Origin of the sequence: Marmoricola sp. OAE513, assembly GCF_040546585.1 — a bacterium.
Taxonomy (GTDB): Bacteria; Actinomycetota; Actinomycetes; order Propionibacteriales; family Nocardioidaceae; genus Marmoricola.
Window position 1 is genome coordinate 3,205,841 of record NZ_JBEPOC010000001.1, and the last position, 18,482, is coordinate 3,224,322.

Here is an 18,482-nt window from a genome sequence, read left to right on the forward strand (position 1 = left end):
CGCGTCCAGAAGCACACGACCTACTGCGGCTGCGGGGCAAGCTCGGCCTCGACCGTGAGCTCGTTCGCGTCGGTCGCGGCGAACTCCAGCGTGCCGGTGATCTTGCCGACGTTGCGCAGGTCCTCGGTCGCGGCAGCCGCCGCGTCGACCAGGGCGGCCGGGCCGGAGATGACCGCACGGGTGATCTCGGTCTTCATCGAGACCTTCGCCTGCGACTTGGCTCCGCGGATGCCACCGAGCGCGCTGGCCACGGCGGACAGCATGCTGGCGTCACCCTCGCTGACGCCGGCGAGCTCGGCCGTGGTCGGCCAGGCGGCGTGGTGGATGGACTCCTCGTGCGACCAGGACCAGACCTCCTCGGTGACGTAGGGGAGGAAGGGCGCGAGCAGGCGAAGCTGGATGTTGAGCGCGGTGACCAGGGCAGCCCGGGCCGAGGCGGTGCCGGCGCCGCCGTCCTCGTCGTACGCGCGCTCCTTGACCAGCTCGAGGTAGTCGTCGCAGAACTCCCAGAAGAACTTCTCGATGGCCTCGAGGGCGGTCGTGTAGTCGTAGGCCTCGAACGCGTCGGTGGCGCGGGTGATCTCACCCGAGAGACGGGCCAGGAGGGCGCGGTCGATCGCCTCGGTGATGATCGCGGGGTCGGTGTCCGTGGCGCCGAAGCCGCCGAGCACGAACTTGGACGCGTTCAGGACCTTCATCGCCAGGCGGCGGCCGACCTTCATCTGGGCCTCGTCGAACGGCGAGTCGAGACCGGGCCGGGCCATCGCTGCACGCCAGCGGACCGCGTCGGCGCCGAACTTCTCGAGGATCTCGGTCGGGACGACGACGTTGCCCTTGGACTTCGACATCTTCTTGCGGTCGGGGTCCATGACGAAGCCGGACATCATCGCGTGCGACCACGGAAGCACGTGGTTCTCGTGGTGCGCGCGGACGACGCGGGAGAACAGCCAGGTCCGGATGATGTCGTGGGCCTGGGTGCACAGGTCCATCGGGAAGGTGCGCTCGAACAGGTCCGGGTCGGACTCCCAGCCGCAGGCCAGCTGCGGGGTGAGCGAGGAGGTCGCCCAGGTGTCCATGACGTCCGGGTCGCCGATGAAGCCGTTCGCCTGGCCGCGCTGGTCGGGGGTGTAGCCCTCGGGCGCGTCCGTCGACGGGTCGACCGGCAGGGCGGCCTCGGTCGGCAGCAACGGGTGGTCGTAGTCGGGCTCGCCGTCGGCGTCGAGCGGGTACCAGACCGGGAACGGGATGCCGAAGAACCGCTGCCGCGAGATCAGCCAGTCGCCGTTGAGGCCGCCGACCCAGTTGTCGTAGCGGTGCTTCATGTGCGGCGGGACCCAGGTGATCTGGTTGGCGTCCTCGACGAGCTCGTCGCGCAGGTCCTCGTCACGACCACCGTTGCGGATGTACCACTGGCGGGTCGCGACGATCTCGAGCGGCTTGTCGCCCTTCTCGTAGAAGTTCGCCATCCGCTGGGTCGGCTTGGGCTCGCCGTCCAGGTCGCCAGTCTCGCGGAGCTTCGCGACCATCGCCTCGCGGGCGCTGAACGTGGTCTTGCCCGCCAGCTCCTCGTACGCCGCCGCGGCAGCGGGTGCCGCCAGCCACTCCGGGGTCTCGCGCAGCAGCCGGCCGTCGCGGCCGATCACCGTGCGAACCGGGAGCTGGAGCTCGCGCCACCACTGCACGTCGGTGAGGTCACCGAAGGTGCAGCACATCGCGATGCCTGCGCCCTTGTCGGGCTCGGCAGCCTCGTGCGCGACGACCGGGATCTCGACGCCGAAGACCGGCGAGGTGACGGTGGTGCCGAACAGCGGCTGGTAGCGCTCGTCGTCCGGGTGCGCGATGAGCGCGACCACGGCGGGGATCAGCTCGGGGCGGGTGGTCTCGATGTGGACCGGCTCGCCGCCGTCGGGACGGTGGAACGCGACGCGGTGGTACGCGCCGGCGTACTCGCGGGCCTCGAGCTCGGCCTGGGCCACGGCAGTCTGGAACGTGACGTCCCACAGGGTCGGCGCGTCCTGCAGGTACGCCTCGCCGCGGGCGAAGTTGCGCAGGAACGCGCGCTGGCTGACGACCTGGGCGTCCTTGCCGATCGTCGTGTACGTCGTCGACCAGTCCACCGAGAGGCCGAGGGTGCGCCACAGCGACTCGAAGACCTTCTCGTCCTCCTCGACCAGCTGCTCGCACAGGGCGATGAAGTTCGGGCGGGAGATGGGGATCTGCTTCTTCGGGTCCGGCTTGTCCGGCGGGGTGAAGTCCGCGTCGTACGGCAGCGAGGGGTCGCAGCGGACGCCGAAGTAGTTCTGCACCCGGCGCTCGGTGGGCAGGCCGTTGTCGTCCCAGCCCATCGGGTAGAACACCGACTTGCCCTGCATCCGCTGGTAGCGGGCGATCAGGTCGGTGTGGGTGTAGGAGAACACGTGACCGACGTGCAGGCTGCCGGACACGGTCGGCGGGGGTGTGTCGATCGAGTACACGTTCGAGCGCGGCTGGGTGCGGTCGAACGCGTAGGTGTCGGCTGCCTTCCAGCGCTCCGACCAGGTCGCCTCCAGGCCCTCCAGAGCGGGCTTGTCCGGTACTACGACGACGCCGGGCGCGGCGATCGTCGTGGTCTCGGGCGTGCTCTGGGTATCAGTCATGGCGGCAATGCTACGGGCGCGCGCGGAGCGGCCGAAAATGGGTTCAGGGCGGTGGAACCCGCCGCTAGCCTCGACGGGTGTACACGCTGGAGTTCCTCGACGACCCGCACGTCTTCCTCGCTGCGGCCGAGCCGCTGCTGAGTGCCGAGCCGGTCCGGTGCACGGTGATCGCCTCGGTCACGGCTCGCCACCTGCGTGGGGGAGCCAGCCGCCCGGCGGGGGCGCCGGAGCCGTGGTGGCTGGTGGTCCGGGATGCCGGCGGCACCGTGGTCGGGGCCGGGATGCGTACGGCGCCGCTGCCGCCGTACCCGCCGTACTTCGTCGCGATGCCTGATGATGCCGCCCGCCTGGTCGCCCGAACCCTGCACGAACGCGGTGAGGCGGTCGAGATCGTCAACGGGTTCGTGCCCACCATCGACGTGCTCGTCGCCGAGACGCTCGTTCTGGCCGGGGGCACCGCGACCGAGACCGAGCGCACCTCGCTCTACGAGCTCACCGATCTCGTCGAGCCGACGGGCGTGCCGGGGCACCTCCGGGTCGCGCGCGACGACGAGGTCGACCTGGTCCAGGGCTGGTTCGACGCGTTCGGACCGGACGCCTCCGAGCAGGCGGGTCGGGTCGACCCGCACCCTGCGATCGAGACCCGGGAGAGCACGGCGGCGCGGATCGCCGCCGGTGACGTCTGGCTCTGGGAGACGCCCGACGGCGTTCCGGCCGGGGTGACCGCGTTCAACCCGGCCAGCTTCGGCGTCGCCCGGGTCGGGCCGGTGTTCACGCCGAAGGAGCACCGGGGCCACGGGTACGCCGCCGCCGGCGTCGCCGCGATCTCGCGACGTCTGCTGGACGAGGGCGCGCGCGTGTGCCTGTTCGCCGACGCGCAGAACACGACCTCGACGGGGGTCTACGTGCGGTTGGGGTTCCGGCCGATCGCGGAGACCGGCGGCTTGCGTCTCGACAGGCTCGACAACCGAGGCCGCTAGGCGTCGAGCGGGTCGATGACGCCGTACGACGCCAGGCCGCTGGACAGCACCCCGACCTGCTCCCGGGCGTCGCCGAGCCAGTGGCTCAACGCGGTCAGCCGCGAGGTGAAGTGACCGATGGAGAACTCGTCGGTCACGCCGATGCCGCCGTGCAGCTGGATCGCCTCCTGGCCGATGCGTCGCGCCGCTCGTACGGTCTGCAGCTTGGCGCGCGCCGAGGCGTCCACGACCGCATCCGGCTCGCCGTCCGCGGCGACCATGGTCGCCCAGGTGACGATGCTGCGGGTCAGCTCGAGGTCGGTGTACATGTCGGCCGCTCGGAACGTGAGCGCCTGGAAGCGGTTGAGGGTGACCCCGAACTGCTGACGCGTCGTCAGGTACGACGTGGTCAGCCGCAGCGCGGTGTCCATCGCGCCGAGGGCTTCGTGGCACGCAGCGATCCGGGCGCGGGCGAAGACCTGCGTGAGCGCGTCGGTCGCGTCCCCGCCGGCGCCGAGCGGCGTCGCCGCGGCCCGGTCGAAGACCAGCCTTGCGGCCCGACCGCCGTCGTGGGTCCGGTACGCCGTCGCGTCGGTCGGCCGGTCGACCAGGAAGACCTCGCCGCCCACCTCCCACACGATCGTCTCGGCGCGGGCGCCCTGGATCACCGGCTCGGCGGTCTCGCCGGAGGCGAAGGTGATCAGCCGCTCGCCGGACGCGAGTCCACCGAGCACCTCGGCCCGCTGCTCGTCGCTGCCCAGCGCGGCCACCACGCCACCGGCGAGGGCGACCGCAGCGACGTACGGCTCAGGAGCCAGCACGCGGCCGATCTCCTCGGCGACCACGGCTACCTCGATCGGACCTGCTCCCATGCCGCCGTCGTCCTCGGAGAACGGCAGGCCGAGCAGACCCATCTCGGCCAGACGGCCCCAGAGCGCCTCGTCGTACCCGGGGTCGGTCGCGGTGACCTCCCGACGGTGCTCGAAGTTGGTCGCGGGGTCGTAGCCCTTCAGCAGGCCGCGGACGGTGTCGCGCAGGGCGGTCTGCTCTTCGTCGAGCTCGAAGTCCATGTCAGTCCCTCTCTCGGCCCGTCACAGGCCCAGGATCGTGCCGGCGATGATCGAGCGCTGGACCTCGTTGGATCCGCCGTAGATCGACGCCTTGCGGAAGTTCAGGTAGGTCGGGACGGTGTGGGCTGCCCACTCGGGCACCGACTCCGACCCTGAGGAGAGCGACAGCGGTCCGGCCAGGTCGACGAGCAGCTCGGTGACCTCCTGCTGGAGCTCGGTGCCCTTGAGCTTGAGCACCGACGAGGCCGGGTGCGGCTTGCCGTCGGCCGAGTTCGCGACTACGCGCAGGGCGGTCAGCTCGAGGGCCAGCAGCTGGTTCTCCAGCTCGGCGAACCTGGCCGCGAGCAGCGGGTCGTCGAGGACACCGAGGTCGATCGCGTGCTCCTTGGCCGTGGCGAGCGCGCGCTTGGTGGCGCCCACCGGAGCGACGCCGACGCGCTCGTTGCCGAGCAGGAACTTCGCCTGGGTCCAGCCCTGGTTGACCTCCCCGACGAGGTTCTCCCCCGGGACCCGGACGTTGTCGAAGAAGACCTCGTTGACCTCGTACGAGCCGTCGAGCAGCTTGATCGGCCGCAGCGTGACGCCGGGGGAGTCCATCGGGAAGAGCAGCATCGAGATGCCGGCCTGCTTCTTGACCTCGGGGTCGGTCCGGCAGAGGCAGAAGATCCAGTCGGCGTGCTGGCCGAGCGTGGTCCAGGTCTTCTGGCCGTTGACGATCCAGTCGTCGCCGTCGCGCTCGGCGCGGGTGGTCAGGGAGGCCAGGTCGGAGCCGGCGTTCGGCTCGGAGAAGCCCTGGGCCCACCAGATGTCGAGGTTCGCCGTCGCCGGCAGGAACCGCTCCTTCATCTCCTGGGAGCCGAAGTGCGCGATCACCGGCCCGATCATCCCGGCGTTGAACGCCAGCGGCGGCGGCACGCACGCGAGCTGCAGCTCCTCGTGCCAGATGTGCTTCTGCAGCGGCGTCCAGTCCTTGCCGCCCCACTCCAATGGCCAGTTGGGTACGGCGATGCCGGCGGCGTTCATGACCCGCAGCGACCGCACGAAGTGGTCCTTGCCGATCTCGCGTCCCGCGCGGATGTCGTCGCGGATGTCCTGGGGGATCTCGGTGTTGAAGAAGGTGTGCATCTCCTCGCGGAACGCAGCCTCCTCCTCGGTGAGTCGCAGCCTCATGGCTCGACCCTACTGATCACTCCCAGACGAGAACAGGCTTGACGACCTTCCCGGCGAGAACGTCCGCGACCGCGGTGTTGATCTCGCTGAACGGGTAGGTCGTGATCAGGTCGTCGACGTCGAACTCGCCGGCCGCGTTCAGGGCGATCAGCCGCGGGACCATCTCCTGGGGGTCGGAGTCGCCCTCGATCGAGGAGCGGATGATTTTGCCGGTCTGCAGCAGGTCGATCGCGTCGATCGCGTACTCCTCCGGGCCCAGGCCGAGCGCGACCAGGGTGCCGCGCGGCTTGAGCGCCTGCTGGGCCTGCTTCACGACGGCGGAGATCGCGGTGGTGTCGATGCTGTACGACGCCCCGGCACCCCCGGAGAGCTCCTTGACCTTCGCGACGACATCCTCTTCGACCGTCGGGTCGACGCCGACCGCGCCGTACTTGCCGGCTGCCTCGCGCCGGGACTCCAGCGGGTCGACGGCGATGATCGTGCCGACGCCGGCGTGCTTGGCAGCCGCGATCGCCGCGATGCCGACGGCGCCGCAGCCGAAGACGACCAGGCTGTCGGTCGGCTCGGGCTTGATGACGTTGAGCACCGTGCCGGCTCCGGTCTGGAAGCCGCACCCGTACGGCGCCACCTTGGTCAGGTCGACGGACTTGTCGACGACGACGCAGTTGTCGGCGTACGCGATCGCGTGCTGCGACAGGCTGGACTGGCCGAAGAAGTTGCCGAAGACCCCGGCGCCGTCCTTGGAGTACGGCTGCGAGCCGTCCATCCGCATGCCCATGTAGTTGAGCAGCAGGCTGGAGTCGCAGTAGCCGACGGCGCCCTCGGTGCACGGACCGCAGGCCCGGCAGGAGCGGAAGCTCAGCACGACGTGGTCGCCGACCTCGATGCCCGTCACGTCCTCGCCGATCGCCTCGACGATGCCGGAGCCCTCGTGCCCGAAGACGTTGGGGAACATCTCCTCGGGCAGGAAGCCCTTGAGGTGGATGTCGGTGTGGCACAGGCCGGTGGCGACGATCTTGACCAGCACCTCGTCGGCGCGCGGGCCGTCGAGGTCGACCTCCTCCAGCGTGAAGTCGGCGCCTTGAGAGTTCACCACAGCGACAGTGGTCTTCATCGATCGTCACGCTCCAGCCAGAAGTAGTAGTTGTCAGGCGTCCCGAAGGCCGCTTCGAGCTTGCCGTTCATGATCCCCATGACGCTGGTGTCGTCGACCCGCTTGAAGTGGTCGAAGACCGGCATCGCGTCGTACACCATCGTTGCCGTGGTCTCGCCGCGGAAGCCGACCTCCCACAACGAGGAGTAGCCGCCGCCGGCGAACTTGGTGTTCGAGTACAGCTCCCCGTCCTCGCCCCGGCAGATCAGCGGGTGACCGTCGAGGAGCGAGTCGAACCGCTTCCCGTGCCAGCCGATCTTGGTGAGCAGACCTCCGGCCGGGTGCCCCGTGGCGAAGTCGCCCCCGCGCCAGGCGCCGAGCATCTCCTCGGGGGTGAGGACGGCCAGGTCTGCCCAGAGGGCGTCGAGGTCGTTGGTGTCGGCCGAGGCTGCGGCAGCCAGGACGTCGAAGCGTTCGCGGAGGCTCACGCCCGCCACGATAGTGGAACAGGTTCTAGTCGGCGAGAGGTCACAGATGTCCCGTTCCGCGACGCCCACCGGGCTCACATGTCCCACCAGGTGACGCCGAGCGGTCCCAGATGTCCCACCAGGTGACGTCGAGCGGTCTCGAATGTCCCGCCGGGTGTTCCGGTCGCGCGACATCCGAGCCCCCTCGGCGCCCCGGGGCGAGACATCTGTGCCCTGTCGGCGGAACCCCGTGGGACATCTGCGCCCTCTCGGCGGAACCCCGTGGGACATCTGGGCCCGCTCGCGGAACTACGATGGGCGGGCGATGAGTACCCCCGATGACTTCACCCCCGCAGAAGCCCGCCCGGCCGAGACCTACGCCGAGGTCGAGGACGCGCTGCTCTCGCGCTGGCCCGAGTCGCGGCTCGAGCCGTCGCTCGACCGGATCCAGGCGTTCACCGAGCTCCTCGGCGAGCCGCAGGCGGCGTACCCGGTGGTGCACCTGACCGGGACCAACGGCAAGACCTCCACGGCCCGCATGATCGAGACGCTCATCCGCGGCCTCGGTCTGCGCACCGGGCGGTTCACGAGCCCGCACCTCGAGGTGATGAACGAGCGGATCGTCATCGACGGGGAGCCGCTGTCCGACGAGGCCTTCATCCGCACCTTCAACGAGGTCGCGCCGTACACGCACCTGGTCGACGCCGAGTCCGACCACCCGCTGTCGTTCTTCGAGACCGTCGTCGGGATGGCGTTCGCCGCCTTCGCCGACGCCCCGGTCGACGCCGCGGTCATCGAGGTCGGCATGGGCGGCTCGTGGGACGCGACCAACGTCGCCGACGGACAGGTCGCCGTGCTCACGCCGATCTCCGTCGACCACGCGCAGTACCTCGGGGCCACGGTCGCCGAGATCGCGCGGGAGAAGGTCGGCATCATCAAGCCGGGTGCGACCGTGATCACCGCCATCCAGGAGCCTGACGTGGCGGCGCAGATCGTGCAGCAGGCCTCCGAGGTCGGCGCGATCGTCGCGCGCGAGGGCCTCGAGTTCGGTGTCCGCACCAGGGTCCCCGCCGTCGGCGGCCAGATGCTGTCGCTGCAGGGCCTGCGCGGTTCGTACGACGAGGTGTTCCTGCCCCTGTACGGCGCCCACCAGGCCCAGAACGCCGCGATCGCCCTCGCGGCCGTCGAGGCGTTCGTCGGCGGTGACGCTCCGCTGAGCGAGGACGTCCTCAAGGAGGCCTTCGCCGAGGTGACCTCGCCGGGACGCCTGGAGATCGTGCGCCGCTCGCCGACGATCGTGCTCGACGCGGCGCACAACCCGCACGGCGCGACCGCGCTGGTCGAGGCGCTCTACGACTCGTTCACCTTCGACCCGCTGGTCGGTGTCGTCGGGGTGATGGCGGACAAGGACTACGAGGGGCTGCTCGCGACGCTCGAGCCGGTGCTCGCGCACATCGTCTGCACTCAGAACTCGACCGCGCGCTCGATGTCGGCCAGCCAGCTCGCCGAGGTGGCGCGCGGGATCTTCGGCCAGGACCGGGTCAGCGTGCAGCCGTCACTGTCCTCCGCGATCGACGAGGCAGCCACGCTCGCCGAGGTCGGGGGCGTGTTCGGCGAGGCGATCGGCTCGGGCGGCGTGCTGGTCACCGGTTCGGTGATCACCGTCGGCGAGGCGCGCTCGCTGCTGACCCAGGGACGCGCCCAGGGGAGTGCAGGCTCCTGATGCAGCGGCGACTCTGCTCGGCGATCCTCTTCCTCCAGGCGGTGGTGCTCGGTCTGACCACCCCGGTGCTGGTGCACGCCGACGACCTGAGCACGACCCAGGGTCTGGTGATCGGGCTCGGCCTGTGCGTCGCCTGCCTGCTGGTCGCGGGGATGCTCCGCGCGCGCTGGGCCTACGTGCTCGGCTGGCTGATCCAGGCCGGCGCCCTCGCGCTGGGGGCGTTCACCCCGGTGATGATCGTGCTCGGGGTGATCTTCGCGGCGCTGTGGTTCGCGGCGTACCGGCTCGGGGCGACCATCGACCGGGACAAGGCCGCCGCTGTGCCCGCGGACGGCGCCTCCGACTAGGCTTCGCCGCATGACTCAGCGAACCCTGGTCCTGCTCAAGCCCGACACCGTACGTCGGGGCCTCGTCGGCGAGGTCCTCTCGCGTTTCGAGGCCAAGGGACTGACGATCGTGGCGCTGCAGCACCGGCAGATCGACGCCGCGATCGCTGACCAGCACTACGCCGAGCACGTCGAACGGGACTTCTACCCGCCGCTGCGCGACTTCGTGACCAGCGGTCCGCTCGTCGCCCTGGTGCTCGAGGGCGACGAGGCGATCGAGGTCGTGCGTGGCCTCAACGGCGCCACCGACGGCCGCAAGGCCGCTCCCGGAACCATCCGCGGTGACCTGTCGCTGTCGAACCGCGAGAACCTGGTGCACGGCTCGGACTCCGAGGAGTCCGCCGCCCGCGAGATCGGCATCTGGTTCCCCGAGCTCTGAGGATGCGGCTCCGTCTCGGCCTCGCCCTGGTCGCACTGCTCGCCGGGCTCCTCGTGGGCTGCGGCGGCGAGCCGTCGCGCAACGCTGTGCCGGCGCCCTCGACGAACGCCGGGCCGGGTGAGCCGGCGCCGACGCCCACCCAGAGATCGACGCAGGCACCGACCGGCCAGTCCGACCCGGACCCTGCGCCCACACGCCGCTGCGGCGGCGTCTCGTACGGCGACGTGCTCGGTCCCAAACCGAAGCTGGGCCACGCGAAGCTGCGCAAGACCCGCGTGATGCCCGCGGTGTGCGCGGCGTACTGGGCCCCGCACCTCGACGACTACTTCACCCCGCAGGCCCTCGAGATCCAGGGCGACCTGGCCTACGTCGGGGGTTACAAGTGGAACCGCAGCGTCAGCCGTCGCCCCTGCCAGATCGCGGTCATCGACACCCGGACCGGGCGCACGCTCGCGTTCGTGAAGAAGTTCCAGGCTCCCGTCTACGGGCCGACGCCGACGTACTGCCGGCACGGCGGCGGGATGGACATGGACTCCCACGGCCTCTGGGTCGCCGAGCTCGAGCGGCTCTGGCTGCTCGACCCCGCCAAGCTCGGCAAGGGCGACCCGGTCCTCCGGGTCTGGCGGCTCGACAAGCGGGTCCGCGGGGCGACCGTGCTGATCGACGGCAACCGGATCGGGTTCGGCAGCTACCGGCCGGCCTCGACCGGCAAGCTGCGCTGGTTCTCCGTCGCCGACGTGCTGCGCCCCGGGCGCACCCTGATCTCCGGGCCCGCCTCGGTCGAGCGGGTCCCGGTGCGGCTCCAGGGCATCTCCAGCACCGACAAAGGCCTGTGGTTCAGCTCCTCGGACGCCCACTGCGCCTCGTTGAAGGCGCCGGGTCACAAGCCGGTGACGTTCGTGCACGGTGCCGAGGACGTCGAGATCCGCGGGCCGGACCTGTGGACCGTCAGCGAGGCCGGCGTGAAGGCCTACCTGCACGGCCGTGACCCGATCGTGCCGTCGCTGCTGCGGCTGGACAAGCGCGCGGTGCTCGCGGGCGGGGCACCGACCTGCCGCTGGTTGTAGCCCTTTCCACAGACGCGATCGGGCAGGCGTTATCCACAGGTCAGTCGTGCGCTCCTTCGCGGCTCGTCGAACGTGCCTAGCGTTCGAGGTCCACGGGAAGGGCTGACCTTGAAAATGAAACGCACATTCTAACGCTGGTTGATATCGATAGGACTCACGTCTGTTGCGTGCATTCCACTGATGCTGACTGCGCCACCTGCTTCGGCTTTCGACATGTTGACGCCCACGGGAAATCAGATCGCCTGCATAGACAGCCCTGAGTCCAGTCCGACGGCGGATCCAGGCAACTGCCGTACAGAGAACACAACTTGGACCTGGTACATGGACAGCAGTGGAGAGTTCGAGTTGGAGGCGGAGGATCGAACAGCCGCTTCAGCAGGAATTAAGGCCTGGAGTTCCAGCACGGTCATCAACGATTCCTATGACTCAACGCCAACATTCTCTGGAGCAGCTGAGACCGACGTGGTCTTTCAAGAGGGATACACCACCGGCTTTCCTTGTTGCGACGGCGTGACGTGGTGTGTCGACATCATCGACGGGACTTCGTGGGAGTGCGATTCCTTCTACGTCCGCATCCGCGGCGCAGGGGTCCACAACAAGTGGCTTGTCGCTCACGAGTCTGGTCACACGCTCGGCCTCACGCACGGTCGAAACGCGAAGCCTGTCAAGGCTGAGAGCGACACGTTGGTCGGAATCATGGGCGACCGCGATCCGCTCCCGACAGCGCTCGGTTCCGAGCCCAAGGCTCAAGTCGACAACTTCTACGGATGAGGATCGCAATGAAGAAGATCTTGGGAATCGTCGTCATCACAGTTGTAGTGACGGCTGCGGTATTTGGGATCCTTCGGTCGGACAAACAGGGCGTGCCGAAGCATGACGCTGCGTCGATAGTCGAGGGAGACCCCGTCTATGTGACGTCTGGGCATGAGATGTTCTCAAGCGAGACACCAGCCGATTGGGCCGGAAACGCTGACTACATCCTCGACTTGTCCATGACGAGCGAAAAGGTCAGCGAGGGAGACGAATTCTTTGTCGACCGGCTGGCCGACTTCGTAGTCCATGAGGTCCTTTATGAACGTGCGGGTGCGCCGACTCTTCCGGATGCGCTGTCTATGCGCGTCGCTGGCTGGATGAAAGGCCGCGGGGCGACCCTGCGCCCCATCGTCACCAAGCACGGATCGTCCCGAATGATCCCCGGGCATCGGTACGTGGTGGCCATTCGCTACCTCGAGCCGCGATGCAACCCGGACGACGATGTAGAGGCGGGTGGATGGCAGGCGATCGGGAGTTGGGGTGTTGTCCCGTACGACGGCAAAAAGGTCGGCGAGGGCGAGATCGATGCGAGGGGTGGTCAGAAACTACGCGACGTCACCACGCTCGCTGATTCCTCGGTTGCAGGTCGAGTCGTGGCTGACAAGAGTGCGATTGGTGACTTGATTCGCATGGTGCAGCGTGCGGATGCCAAGGAACGAGATCCGCAACGCGGCGCCCGGGTGGGCTGCTAGCAGTGGACCTGCCCTGACGGCGCCAGTTGTGCGCCGTCAGGGCAGGTCCGCGTGTCGCCCCCAGGATCGGGGCCGTACCGACCGTAGGCTCGTGACTGGTGTTACGCGTGGTTCCTGTGTTGCTCAGGGGACGACGCGCGATGCCTACTTCCCCACGATGTACCTGCGAGGAAAGATGGCGAACAACCTGATCGGCCGTGACCTGGCAGTCGACCTCGGCACTGCCAACACGCTGGTCTACGTGCGCGGCAAGGGCGTGCTCCTCGACGAGCCGTCCGTGGTCGCGATGAACAGCCAGACCCGCGAGGTCCTGGCCGTCGGCACGGAGGCCAAGCGCATGGTCGGCCGTACGCCGGACGCCATCACCACGGTGCGCCCGCTGCGCGACGGCGTGATTGCCGACTTCGACGCCACCGAGCAGATGCTGCGCACGTTCATCGCCCAGGTGCACCGCCGCCGCTACTTCGCCAAGCCCCGGATGGTCATCTGCGTACCGAGCGGCGTGACCCCGGTCGAGCAGCGCGCGGTCAAGGAGGCCGGCTACCAGGCCGGCGCCCGCAAGGTCTTCATCATCGAGGAGCCGATGGCCGCCGCGATCGGCGCCGGGCTCCCGGTCCACGAGGCGACCGGCAACATGGTCGTCGACATCGGCGGCGGCACCACCGAGGTCGCGGTGATCTCGCTCGGCGGTCTGGTCACCACGCTGTCGGTGCGCACCGCGGGCGACGAGATCGACCAGTCGATCATCGCCTACCTCAAGAAGGAGCACTCCCTGATGCTGGGGGAGCGCACGGCCGAGGAGATCAAGATGACCCTCGGGTCGGCGTACCCGATGGTCAGCGAGCTGACCGGGGAGATCCGCGGCCGAGACATGATCTCCGGACTTCCGCGCTCGGTCCGGCTGAGCAGCGTCGAGGTCCGGCACGCGATCGAGGAGCAGCTGCACTCCATCGTGGACGCCGTGCGCACCACGCTGGACCAGACTCCCCCCGAGCTGGCCGGGGACATCATGGACCGCGGCATCGTGCTCACCGGCGGGGGCGCGCTGCTCCGCGGGCTGGACGAGCGCATCCGCAACGAGACCGGGATGCCGGTGCACGTGGCTGCCGATCCGCTCAGCTCGGTCGTGCTCGGTTCGGGCAAGTGCGTCGAGGAGTTCGAGGCGCTGCAGCAGGTCCTGGTCGCCGAGAACGGCCGGGGTGCCGCCTGATGGCTCGCCGCAACCTCGGGCAGGGGCCCACCTCGGACGGCTCGCGACGCGTGCTCGGCCTGCTGGTGCTGGCTGCCCTGACCGTGATCACGCTGGACGCGCGGACCGGCGACGACTCCCCGCTGAACCCGGTGCGCTCGGCCGTCGGCTCCGTGGTCGGGCCGGTCGAGAACGCGACCGCCACCGTGACCCGGCCGATCTCCGACCTGGCTGACTACTTCACGACCAACAAGTCGCTGCGTGACGACGTCGCGACCCTGTCGGCGGACAACGCGCGGCTGCGCAACGAGGTGTCCACCGAGCCGCTGGACCGCAAGCGGCTCGCCGAGCTCGACAGCCTGACCCGGACCGCGAGCGAGACCGGCTACTCGTTGGTCGCGGCCCGCGTGATCGCGCTCGGACCGGTGCAGTCGTTCTCCCGGACGGTCACCATCGACGCCGGTACGTCGGCCGGCCTGACCAAGAACATGACCGTCCTCAACAACGACGGGCTCGTCGGCCGGGTCGTGCAGGTCACCCGCTCGACCGCCACCGTGCTGCTCATCGTCGACACCGAGTCGGTCGTCGGCGGTCGGCTCGGCACCAACAGCGAGATCGGCTTCCTGCGCGGTCGCGGCACCATCGGCGGCGCCGGACGTCTCGACCTCGAGCTCGTCGACAACGCCGTCGCCCCCTCGCGCGACGACGTCGTGGTCACCTGGGGCTCCGACAACGGCGTCCCGTACGTCGCCGGGATCCCGATCGGCAAGGTCGAGTCGGTCGTCTCCTCGCCGCGGCAGAGCTCGCGGGTCGCCGTGATCGCCCCGTTCGTCGACTTCACCGCGCTCGACGTGGTCGGGGTCGTCGTCCCGAAGGGCACCCAGGGCGACCGCACCGTGATCACCCAGGGAGGTTCCCGATGACCGCGTTCCGCGATGCCGCGCTCGTGCTGGTCGTCGGTCTGGCGGTCGTCGCCCAGTCGGTGATCTTCCGCTTCGTCGCCGTCGACGGCGTGGTCCCCAACCTCGCGCTCATCGTGGTCGTCGCTGCGGCGATCTCGCGCGGGTCGCAGTTCGCCGCGGTCCTCGGATTCGCGACCGGACTGCTCCTCGATCTCGCGCCGCCGGCCGACCACGTCGCCGGTCGGTGGGCGCTCGCCCTGGTCGTCGTCGGCTACCTCGCCGGCCGGGTCCGCCAGGACGCGCGCACCTCCCCGGTGATGGCCGTCGGGCTGGTCGCCGCGATGTCCTTCGTCGGTACCTCGGTCTTCGCGCTCACCGGTGTCGTGCTCGACGACGGCGTCCTGCCGGTCGACCTGACCATCAAGGTGCTCCTGATCAGCGTCCTGTGGGACGTCGCGCTGGCGCCGTTCCTGGTCCCCGGTCTCGTCTGGCTGGTCGACCGCCTCGGTTCCTACGGCCGCACGACCGGTTCCCTGGCCAGCACCTACCGGATGCCGTGATGGCAGCAGTCCTGATCAGGCCGAACCCGACGAAGAGCCGCCTGCGGCTGTTCGTCATGCAGGTCCTGATGCTGTCCCTGTTCCTCACGCTGTTCGCCCGACTCTGGTACCTGCAGGTGCTCACGGGGGAGGAGTACCAGGCCAAGGCCGCCGAGCAGTCGGTCCGCGACGTCGTCGTGCAGCCGGCCCGCGGCCTGATCGTCGACGCGCAGGGGCGCTCGCTGGTGGCCAACCGCACGAGCTGGGTCGTCAGCGTGGACCGCACGGTCCTGGCGAAGATGGCCGATGACGACCGGGAGACCCTGCTTCGGAAGGTCGCCAAGGCTGTCGACGCGCCGTACGACGACGTGGTCGCCCGGACGGTGCTCTGCGGCACCGACGGCGCGGTCAAGGGCACCTGCTGGAACGGGTCGCCGTTCCAGCCGATCCCGGTCGCCCAGGACGTCCCGCAGCAGGTCGCGGTGAAGATCTCCGAGCAGGGCGAGGACTACCCGGGCGTGCTGGCGCAGGCGGAGAGCGTGCGGGCCTACCCCTCGCCGTTCGGCATCAACGCGGCCGGCGTCCTCGGCTACCTCAGCCCGATCACCGGTGACGAGCTCGAGGAGGCCGAGAAGTCCGACGACACCAGCGTCAACGGGGCGTCGGTCGTCGGCCGGGCCGGCCTGGAGAAGACCTACGACCAGTACCTGCGCGGCACGCCGGGGACGACCAAGGTCGGTGTGGACTCCGACGGACACGTCCTCGGGAACACGGGCACGATCGCCGCCGAACCGGGGGACACGCTGGTCACCTCGATCGACGCCAAGGTGCAGAGCCTGGCGGAGAAGGAGCTGCACGAGGCGATCACGACCGCCCGGAAGACCTACGACCCCGTCACGCACAAGAACTACGTCGCCGATTCCGGGGCCGTGGTCGTGATGGACGCGAAGACCGGCAACGTGGTCGCGATGGCCAGCCAGCCGACGTACGACCCGGGCGCGTGGGTCGGAGGCATCTCGGCCAAGCAGCTCAAGAAGCTGTACTCGAAGAAGGCCGGTGAGCCGCTGTTGTCGCGGGCCACCCAGGGGCAGTTCGCGCCGGGCTCGACCTGGAAGCCGCTCATGACGGTCGGTGCCCTGAACAACGGGTACGGCGAGGACACCCGGCTGAACTGCTCGAGCGGTCTCCAGGTCGGCAACCGCTGGTTCAAGAACTACGAGTCCGCGTCGTACGGGTCGATCGACTTCGCCCGAGCGCTGCAGATCTCCTGCGACACCTTCTTCTACCGGGTCGGGCTCGGCTACTGGAACAAGTACGGGTCGGACGCCAGCAACGTCAAGGCCAAGGACCCGCTCGTCTCGATCGCGAAGTCGTTCGGCTTCGGCACCAAGACCGGCCTCGACATCCCGGGCGAGGCCAGCGGGCGGATCGCGGACCGGAAGTGGAAGCTGGAGTACTGGAACGCGATGAAGGGCTACTACTGCAAGATCGACAAGCGGAACAAGACCGGGAAGCGCGACTTCCTGCACGTCTTCGCCCACGAGTTCTGCGTCGAGGGCAACAAGTACCGCGCGACCGACTCGGTGAACTACGCGATCGGGCAGGGCGACACGATCGTCACCCCGATCCAGCTCGCCCGCGCGTACGCCGCGCTCTCCAACGGTGGCACGCTCTACGCCCCGCGGATCGCCAAGGCCGTGGTCAGCGCCGACGGCAAGCTGGTCAAGCGGATCGCCCCGGTGGTCCAGGGCCACGTGAAGTCCAAGAAGTCCGCGCTCAAGTACGTCGACGAGGCGCTCAAGGGCACCCCGAAGGTCGGCACCCTGGCGTGGAAGTTCGTCGGGTTCCCGCTCGACAAGGTCCAGGTGCGCGGCAAGACCGGGTCGGCCGAGGTCTACGGCAAGCAGAGCACCTCCTGGGTCGCGACCTACACCAAGGACTACGTCGTGGTGATGATGGTGACCCAGGCCGGTACCGGTTCGGGCACCTCGGGTCCGGCAGTCCGCAAGATCTGGGAGGGCTTGTACGGCATCGACGGTGAGGACGTCCGTCCGAGCCGTGCTGCGGTCCCGGGCACCACCTCGCCCAAGAAGCTGCCGGTCTTCGGCGCTGACGGCTCGATCATGCCGCCCGCCCGAGGGGGCAGGAAGTGACGATCCTCGCGCACCCGAGCCCGGCGAGGGCTCGGACCTCAGCCCGACCGGCCGCCAAGGTCGACCGGATCCTCGTCGGCGCCGCAGCCGCCGTCCTGGTCACCGGCACGCTGCTCGTGTGGTCGGCGACCTCGACCAACGACGCGCTGACCGGCGGCGACCCGACGGCGTACCTGCGCAAGCAGGTGGTCAACGTGGTGATCGGTCTCGCGCTGGCTGCAGCGGTCGTCTTCACCGACCGCCGGTGGGTCCGCATCCTTGCTCCGCTGGTGTACGCCGGCTCCGTGGTCGGTCTGCTGCTCGTCCTCGTGATGGGATCGACGATCAACGGTTCGCGTTCCTGGCTGCTGCTCGGGGGCTTGTCGATCCAGCCCGCCGAGTTCGCGAAGCTCGCGGTGGTCGTCGGGATGGCACTGCTGGTCGCCGAGCGCACCGAGTCCTCCCGCAAGCGCAAGGTCGGCGCGCTGGAGGTGCTCGGCATGCTTGTGGTCGCCGGACTCCCGGCTGCTCTCATCCTGCTGCAGCCCGACCTCGGCACGATGCTGGTGCTCTCGGCCACCGTCTTCGGGGTGCTCGCTGCGGCGGGAACGCCGCCGCGCTGGTTGGTCGGTCTGGGCCTGGCGGGTGGCGCGGGTGCGGTGTTCGTCATCTCGGCCGGGGTGCTCAAGGAGTACCAGGTGCACCGGTTCCTGGCCTTCACGGACCCGGGCCTGGATCCGCGCGGAGCCGGCTACAACGTCAACCAGGCCCGGATCGCGATCGGCAACGGGGGCCTGTTCGGCCAGGGACTCTTCGACGGCTCGCAGACGCGCTCCGGGTTCGTGCCCGAGCAGCACACCGACTTCGTCTTCACCGTGGCCGGTGAGGAGCTCGGCCTGGTCGGTGCCGGCCTGCTGATCGCGCTCATCGCGGTGCTGCTCTGGCGCGCGCTGCTGATCGCCAAGCGCGCCGAGGACCTGTTCGGTCGCGTGGCTGCTGCAGGCATCGCCTGCTGGTTCGGGTTCCAGGCGTTCCAGAACATCGGCATGTGCCTCGGCATCATGCCGGTGACCGGGGTCCCGCTGCCGCTGGTCTCCTACGGGGGATCCTCCATGTTCGCCTCGATGATGGCGATCGGGCTGCTGCTCAACATCGAGCGAAGCTCGATGAAGCCGGCTCGTTGGTGACCCACCCCAGGAGCGCAGCGAGGCAGGGCGGCTAACGACGGGCCGGAGGTCTGGACACCCTGGGGGCAGGGTTTGGAC

The 18,482-nt window shown here is 69.3% G+C and carries 17 protein-coding genes; 12 read left to right on the forward strand and 5 right to left on the reverse strand.

Annotation, left to right across the window (positions count from 1 at the left end; translation table 11 throughout):
• Window positions 1–20: 20 nt before the first annotated feature.
• The gene (valS, locus tag ABIE44_RS16025) at window positions 21–2,636 is read right to left on the reverse strand and encodes a valine--tRNA ligase (protein WP_209715307.1); all 2,616 of its coding nucleotides are present in this window, start codon (window positions 2,634–2,636) and stop codon (window positions 21–23) included.
• A gap of 77 nt (window positions 2,637–2,713) precedes the next feature.
• Here valS and ABIE44_RS16030 point away from each other — a divergent pair, with 77 nt between their 5' ends.
• The gene (locus ABIE44_RS16030) at window positions 2,714–3,616 is read left to right on the forward strand and encodes a GNAT family N-acetyltransferase (protein WP_209715304.1); all 903 of its coding nucleotides are present in this window, start codon (window positions 2,714–2,716) and stop codon (window positions 3,614–3,616) included.
• Here ABIE44_RS16030 and ABIE44_RS16035 read toward each other — a convergent pair.
• Genes ABIE44_RS16035 through ABIE44_RS16050 form a run of 4 tightly spaced genes read right to left on the reverse strand, consistent with a single transcriptional unit; the run spans window position 3,613 to window position 7,416 of the window.
• Window positions 3,613–4,665, reverse strand: coding sequence for an acyl-CoA dehydrogenase family protein (locus ABIE44_RS16035; protein WP_209715301.1), 1,053 nt, complete (start codon window positions 4,663–4,665; stop codon window positions 3,613–3,615). The two genes, ABIE44_RS16030 and ABIE44_RS16035, sit on opposite strands and share 4 nt — an antisense overlap.
• Before the next feature lie 21 nt (window positions 4,666–4,686).
• A complete protein-coding gene (locus tag ABIE44_RS16040; RefSeq protein ID WP_209715297.1) occupies window positions 4,687–5,835 on the reverse strand; it encodes an acyl-CoA dehydrogenase family protein in 1,149 nt (382 codons plus the stop codon).
• A gap of 16 nt (window positions 5,836–5,851) precedes the next feature.
• Entirely contained in the window at window positions 5,852–6,949 is a 1,098-nt protein-coding gene (locus ABIE44_RS16045) for an NAD(P)-dependent alcohol dehydrogenase (protein WP_209715294.1), read from the reverse strand.
• On the reverse strand, window positions 6,946–7,416 hold the full coding sequence (locus tag ABIE44_RS16050) for a DUF4334 domain-containing protein (RefSeq protein ID WP_209715291.1): 471 nt from the start codon (window positions 7,414–7,416) through the stop codon (window positions 6,946–6,948). Before ABIE44_RS16050 ends, ABIE44_RS16045 begins: the two co-directional genes overlap by 4 nt.
• Window positions 7,417–7,720: 304 nt before the next feature.
• Here ABIE44_RS16050 and ABIE44_RS16055 point away from each other — a divergent pair, with 304 nt between their 5' ends.
• The 11 genes from ABIE44_RS16055 (at window position 7,721) to rodA (ending at window position 18,404) form a co-directional block, all read left to right on the forward strand.
• Window positions 7,721–9,118: a bifunctional folylpolyglutamate synthase/dihydrofolate synthase gene (locus ABIE44_RS16055; protein ID WP_209715287.1), complete on the forward strand. Its 1,398-nt coding sequence runs from the start codon at window positions 7,721–7,723 to the stop codon at window positions 9,116–9,118.
• Entirely contained in the window at window positions 9,118–9,465 is a 348-nt protein-coding gene (locus ABIE44_RS16060) for a DUF4233 domain-containing protein (protein WP_209715284.1), read from the forward strand. Before ABIE44_RS16055 ends, ABIE44_RS16060 begins: the two co-directional genes overlap by 1 nt.
• A 10-nt stretch (window positions 9,466–9,475) precedes the next feature.
• Window positions 9,476–9,883 (forward strand): nucleoside-diphosphate kinase, encoded by a 408-nt coding sequence (gene ndk / locus ABIE44_RS16065; RefSeq protein WP_209715280.1) that lies wholly within the window; start codon window positions 9,476–9,478, stop codon window positions 9,881–9,883.
• A gap of 2 nt (window positions 9,884–9,885) precedes the next feature.
• Window positions 9,886–10,950: a hypothetical protein gene (locus ABIE44_RS16070; RefSeq protein WP_209715277.1), complete on the forward strand. Its 1,065-nt coding sequence runs from the start codon at window positions 9,886–9,888 to the stop codon at window positions 10,948–10,950.
• 213 nt (window positions 10,951–11,163) lie between these two features.
• The gene (locus ABIE44_RS16075) at window positions 11,164–11,721 is read left to right on the forward strand and encodes a hypothetical protein (RefSeq protein ID WP_354438169.1); all 558 of its coding nucleotides are present in this window, start codon (window positions 11,164–11,166) and stop codon (window positions 11,719–11,721) included.
• Window positions 11,722–11,729: 8 nt separating this feature from the next.
• Entirely contained in the window at window positions 11,730–12,455 is a 726-nt protein-coding gene (locus ABIE44_RS16080) for a hypothetical protein (RefSeq protein ID WP_209715271.1), read from the forward strand.
• Window positions 12,456–12,630: 175 nt separating this feature from the next.
• Complete coding sequence (locus ABIE44_RS16085) at window positions 12,631–13,665, forward strand: rod shape-determining protein (RefSeq protein WP_209715267.1); 1,035 nt, start codon at window positions 12,631–12,633, stop codon at window positions 13,663–13,665.
• Complete coding sequence (gene mreC / locus ABIE44_RS16090) at window positions 13,665–14,567, forward strand: rod shape-determining protein MreC (RefSeq protein ID WP_209715264.1); 903 nt, start codon at window positions 13,665–13,667, stop codon at window positions 14,565–14,567. The genes ABIE44_RS16085 and mreC overlap by 1 nt, the downstream gene beginning before the upstream one ends.
• Entirely contained in the window at window positions 14,564–15,106 is a 543-nt protein-coding gene (gene mreD / locus ABIE44_RS16095) for a rod shape-determining protein MreD (RefSeq protein WP_209715261.1), read from the forward strand. Before mreC ends, mreD begins: the two co-directional genes overlap by 4 nt.
• Window positions 15,106–17,238: a penicillin-binding protein 2 gene (gene mrdA, locus ABIE44_RS16100; RefSeq protein ID WP_209715258.1), complete on the forward strand. Its 2,133-nt coding sequence runs from the start codon at window positions 15,106–15,108 to the stop codon at window positions 17,236–17,238. Before mreD ends, mrdA begins: the two co-directional genes overlap by 1 nt.
• Window positions 17,235–18,404: a rod shape-determining protein RodA gene (gene rodA / locus ABIE44_RS16105; protein ID WP_209715255.1), complete on the forward strand. Its 1,170-nt coding sequence runs from the start codon at window positions 17,235–17,237 to the stop codon at window positions 18,402–18,404. The genes mrdA and rodA overlap by 4 nt, the downstream gene beginning before the upstream one ends.
• Window positions 18,405–18,482 lie beyond the last annotated feature (78 nt).

Excerpts from the sequence above, each read along its gene's own strand:
- valS (WP_209715307.1), bottom strand. The coding sequence starts at position 2,636 with ATGACTGATACCCAGAGCACGCCCGAGACCACGACGATCGCCGCGCCC.
- ABIE44_RS16035 (WP_209715301.1), bottom strand. The coding sequence starts at position 4,665 with ATGGACTTCGAGCTCGACGAAGAGCAGACCGCCCTGCGCGACACCGTC.
- ABIE44_RS16040 (WP_209715297.1), bottom strand. The coding sequence starts at position 5,835 with ATGAGGCTGCGACTCACCGAGGAGGAGGCTGCGTTCCGCGAGGAGATG.
- ABIE44_RS16045 (WP_209715294.1), bottom strand. The coding sequence starts at position 6,949 with ATGAAGACCACTGTCGCTGTGGTGAACTCTCAAGGCGCCGACTTCACG.
- ABIE44_RS16055 (WP_209715287.1), top strand. The coding sequence starts at position 7,721 with ATGAGTACCCCCGATGACTTCACCCCCGCAGAAGCCCGCCCGGCCGAG.
- ABIE44_RS16060 (WP_209715284.1), top strand. The coding sequence starts at position 9,118 with ATGCAGCGGCGACTCTGCTCGGCGATCCTCTTCCTCCAGGCGGTGGTG.
- ndk (WP_209715280.1), top strand. The coding sequence starts at position 9,476 with ATGACTCAGCGAACCCTGGTCCTGCTCAAGCCCGACACCGTACGTCGG.
- ABIE44_RS16070 (WP_209715277.1), top strand. The coding sequence starts at position 9,886 with ATGCGGCTCCGTCTCGGCCTCGCCCTGGTCGCACTGCTCGCCGGGCTC.
- ABIE44_RS16075 (WP_354438169.1), top strand. The coding sequence starts at position 11,164 with ATGTTGACGCCCACGGGAAATCAGATCGCCTGCATAGACAGCCCTGAG.
- ABIE44_RS16080 (WP_209715271.1), top strand. The coding sequence starts at position 11,730 with ATGAAGAAGATCTTGGGAATCGTCGTCATCACAGTTGTAGTGACGGCT.
- ABIE44_RS16085 (WP_209715267.1), top strand. The coding sequence starts at position 12,631 with ATGGCGAACAACCTGATCGGCCGTGACCTGGCAGTCGACCTCGGCACT.
- mreC (WP_209715264.1), top strand. The coding sequence starts at position 13,665 with ATGGCTCGCCGCAACCTCGGGCAGGGGCCCACCTCGGACGGCTCGCGA.
- mreD (WP_209715261.1), top strand. The coding sequence starts at position 14,564 with ATGACCGCGTTCCGCGATGCCGCGCTCGTGCTGGTCGTCGGTCTGGCG.
- mrdA (WP_209715258.1), top strand. The coding sequence starts at position 15,106 with ATGGCAGCAGTCCTGATCAGGCCGAACCCGACGAAGAGCCGCCTGCGG.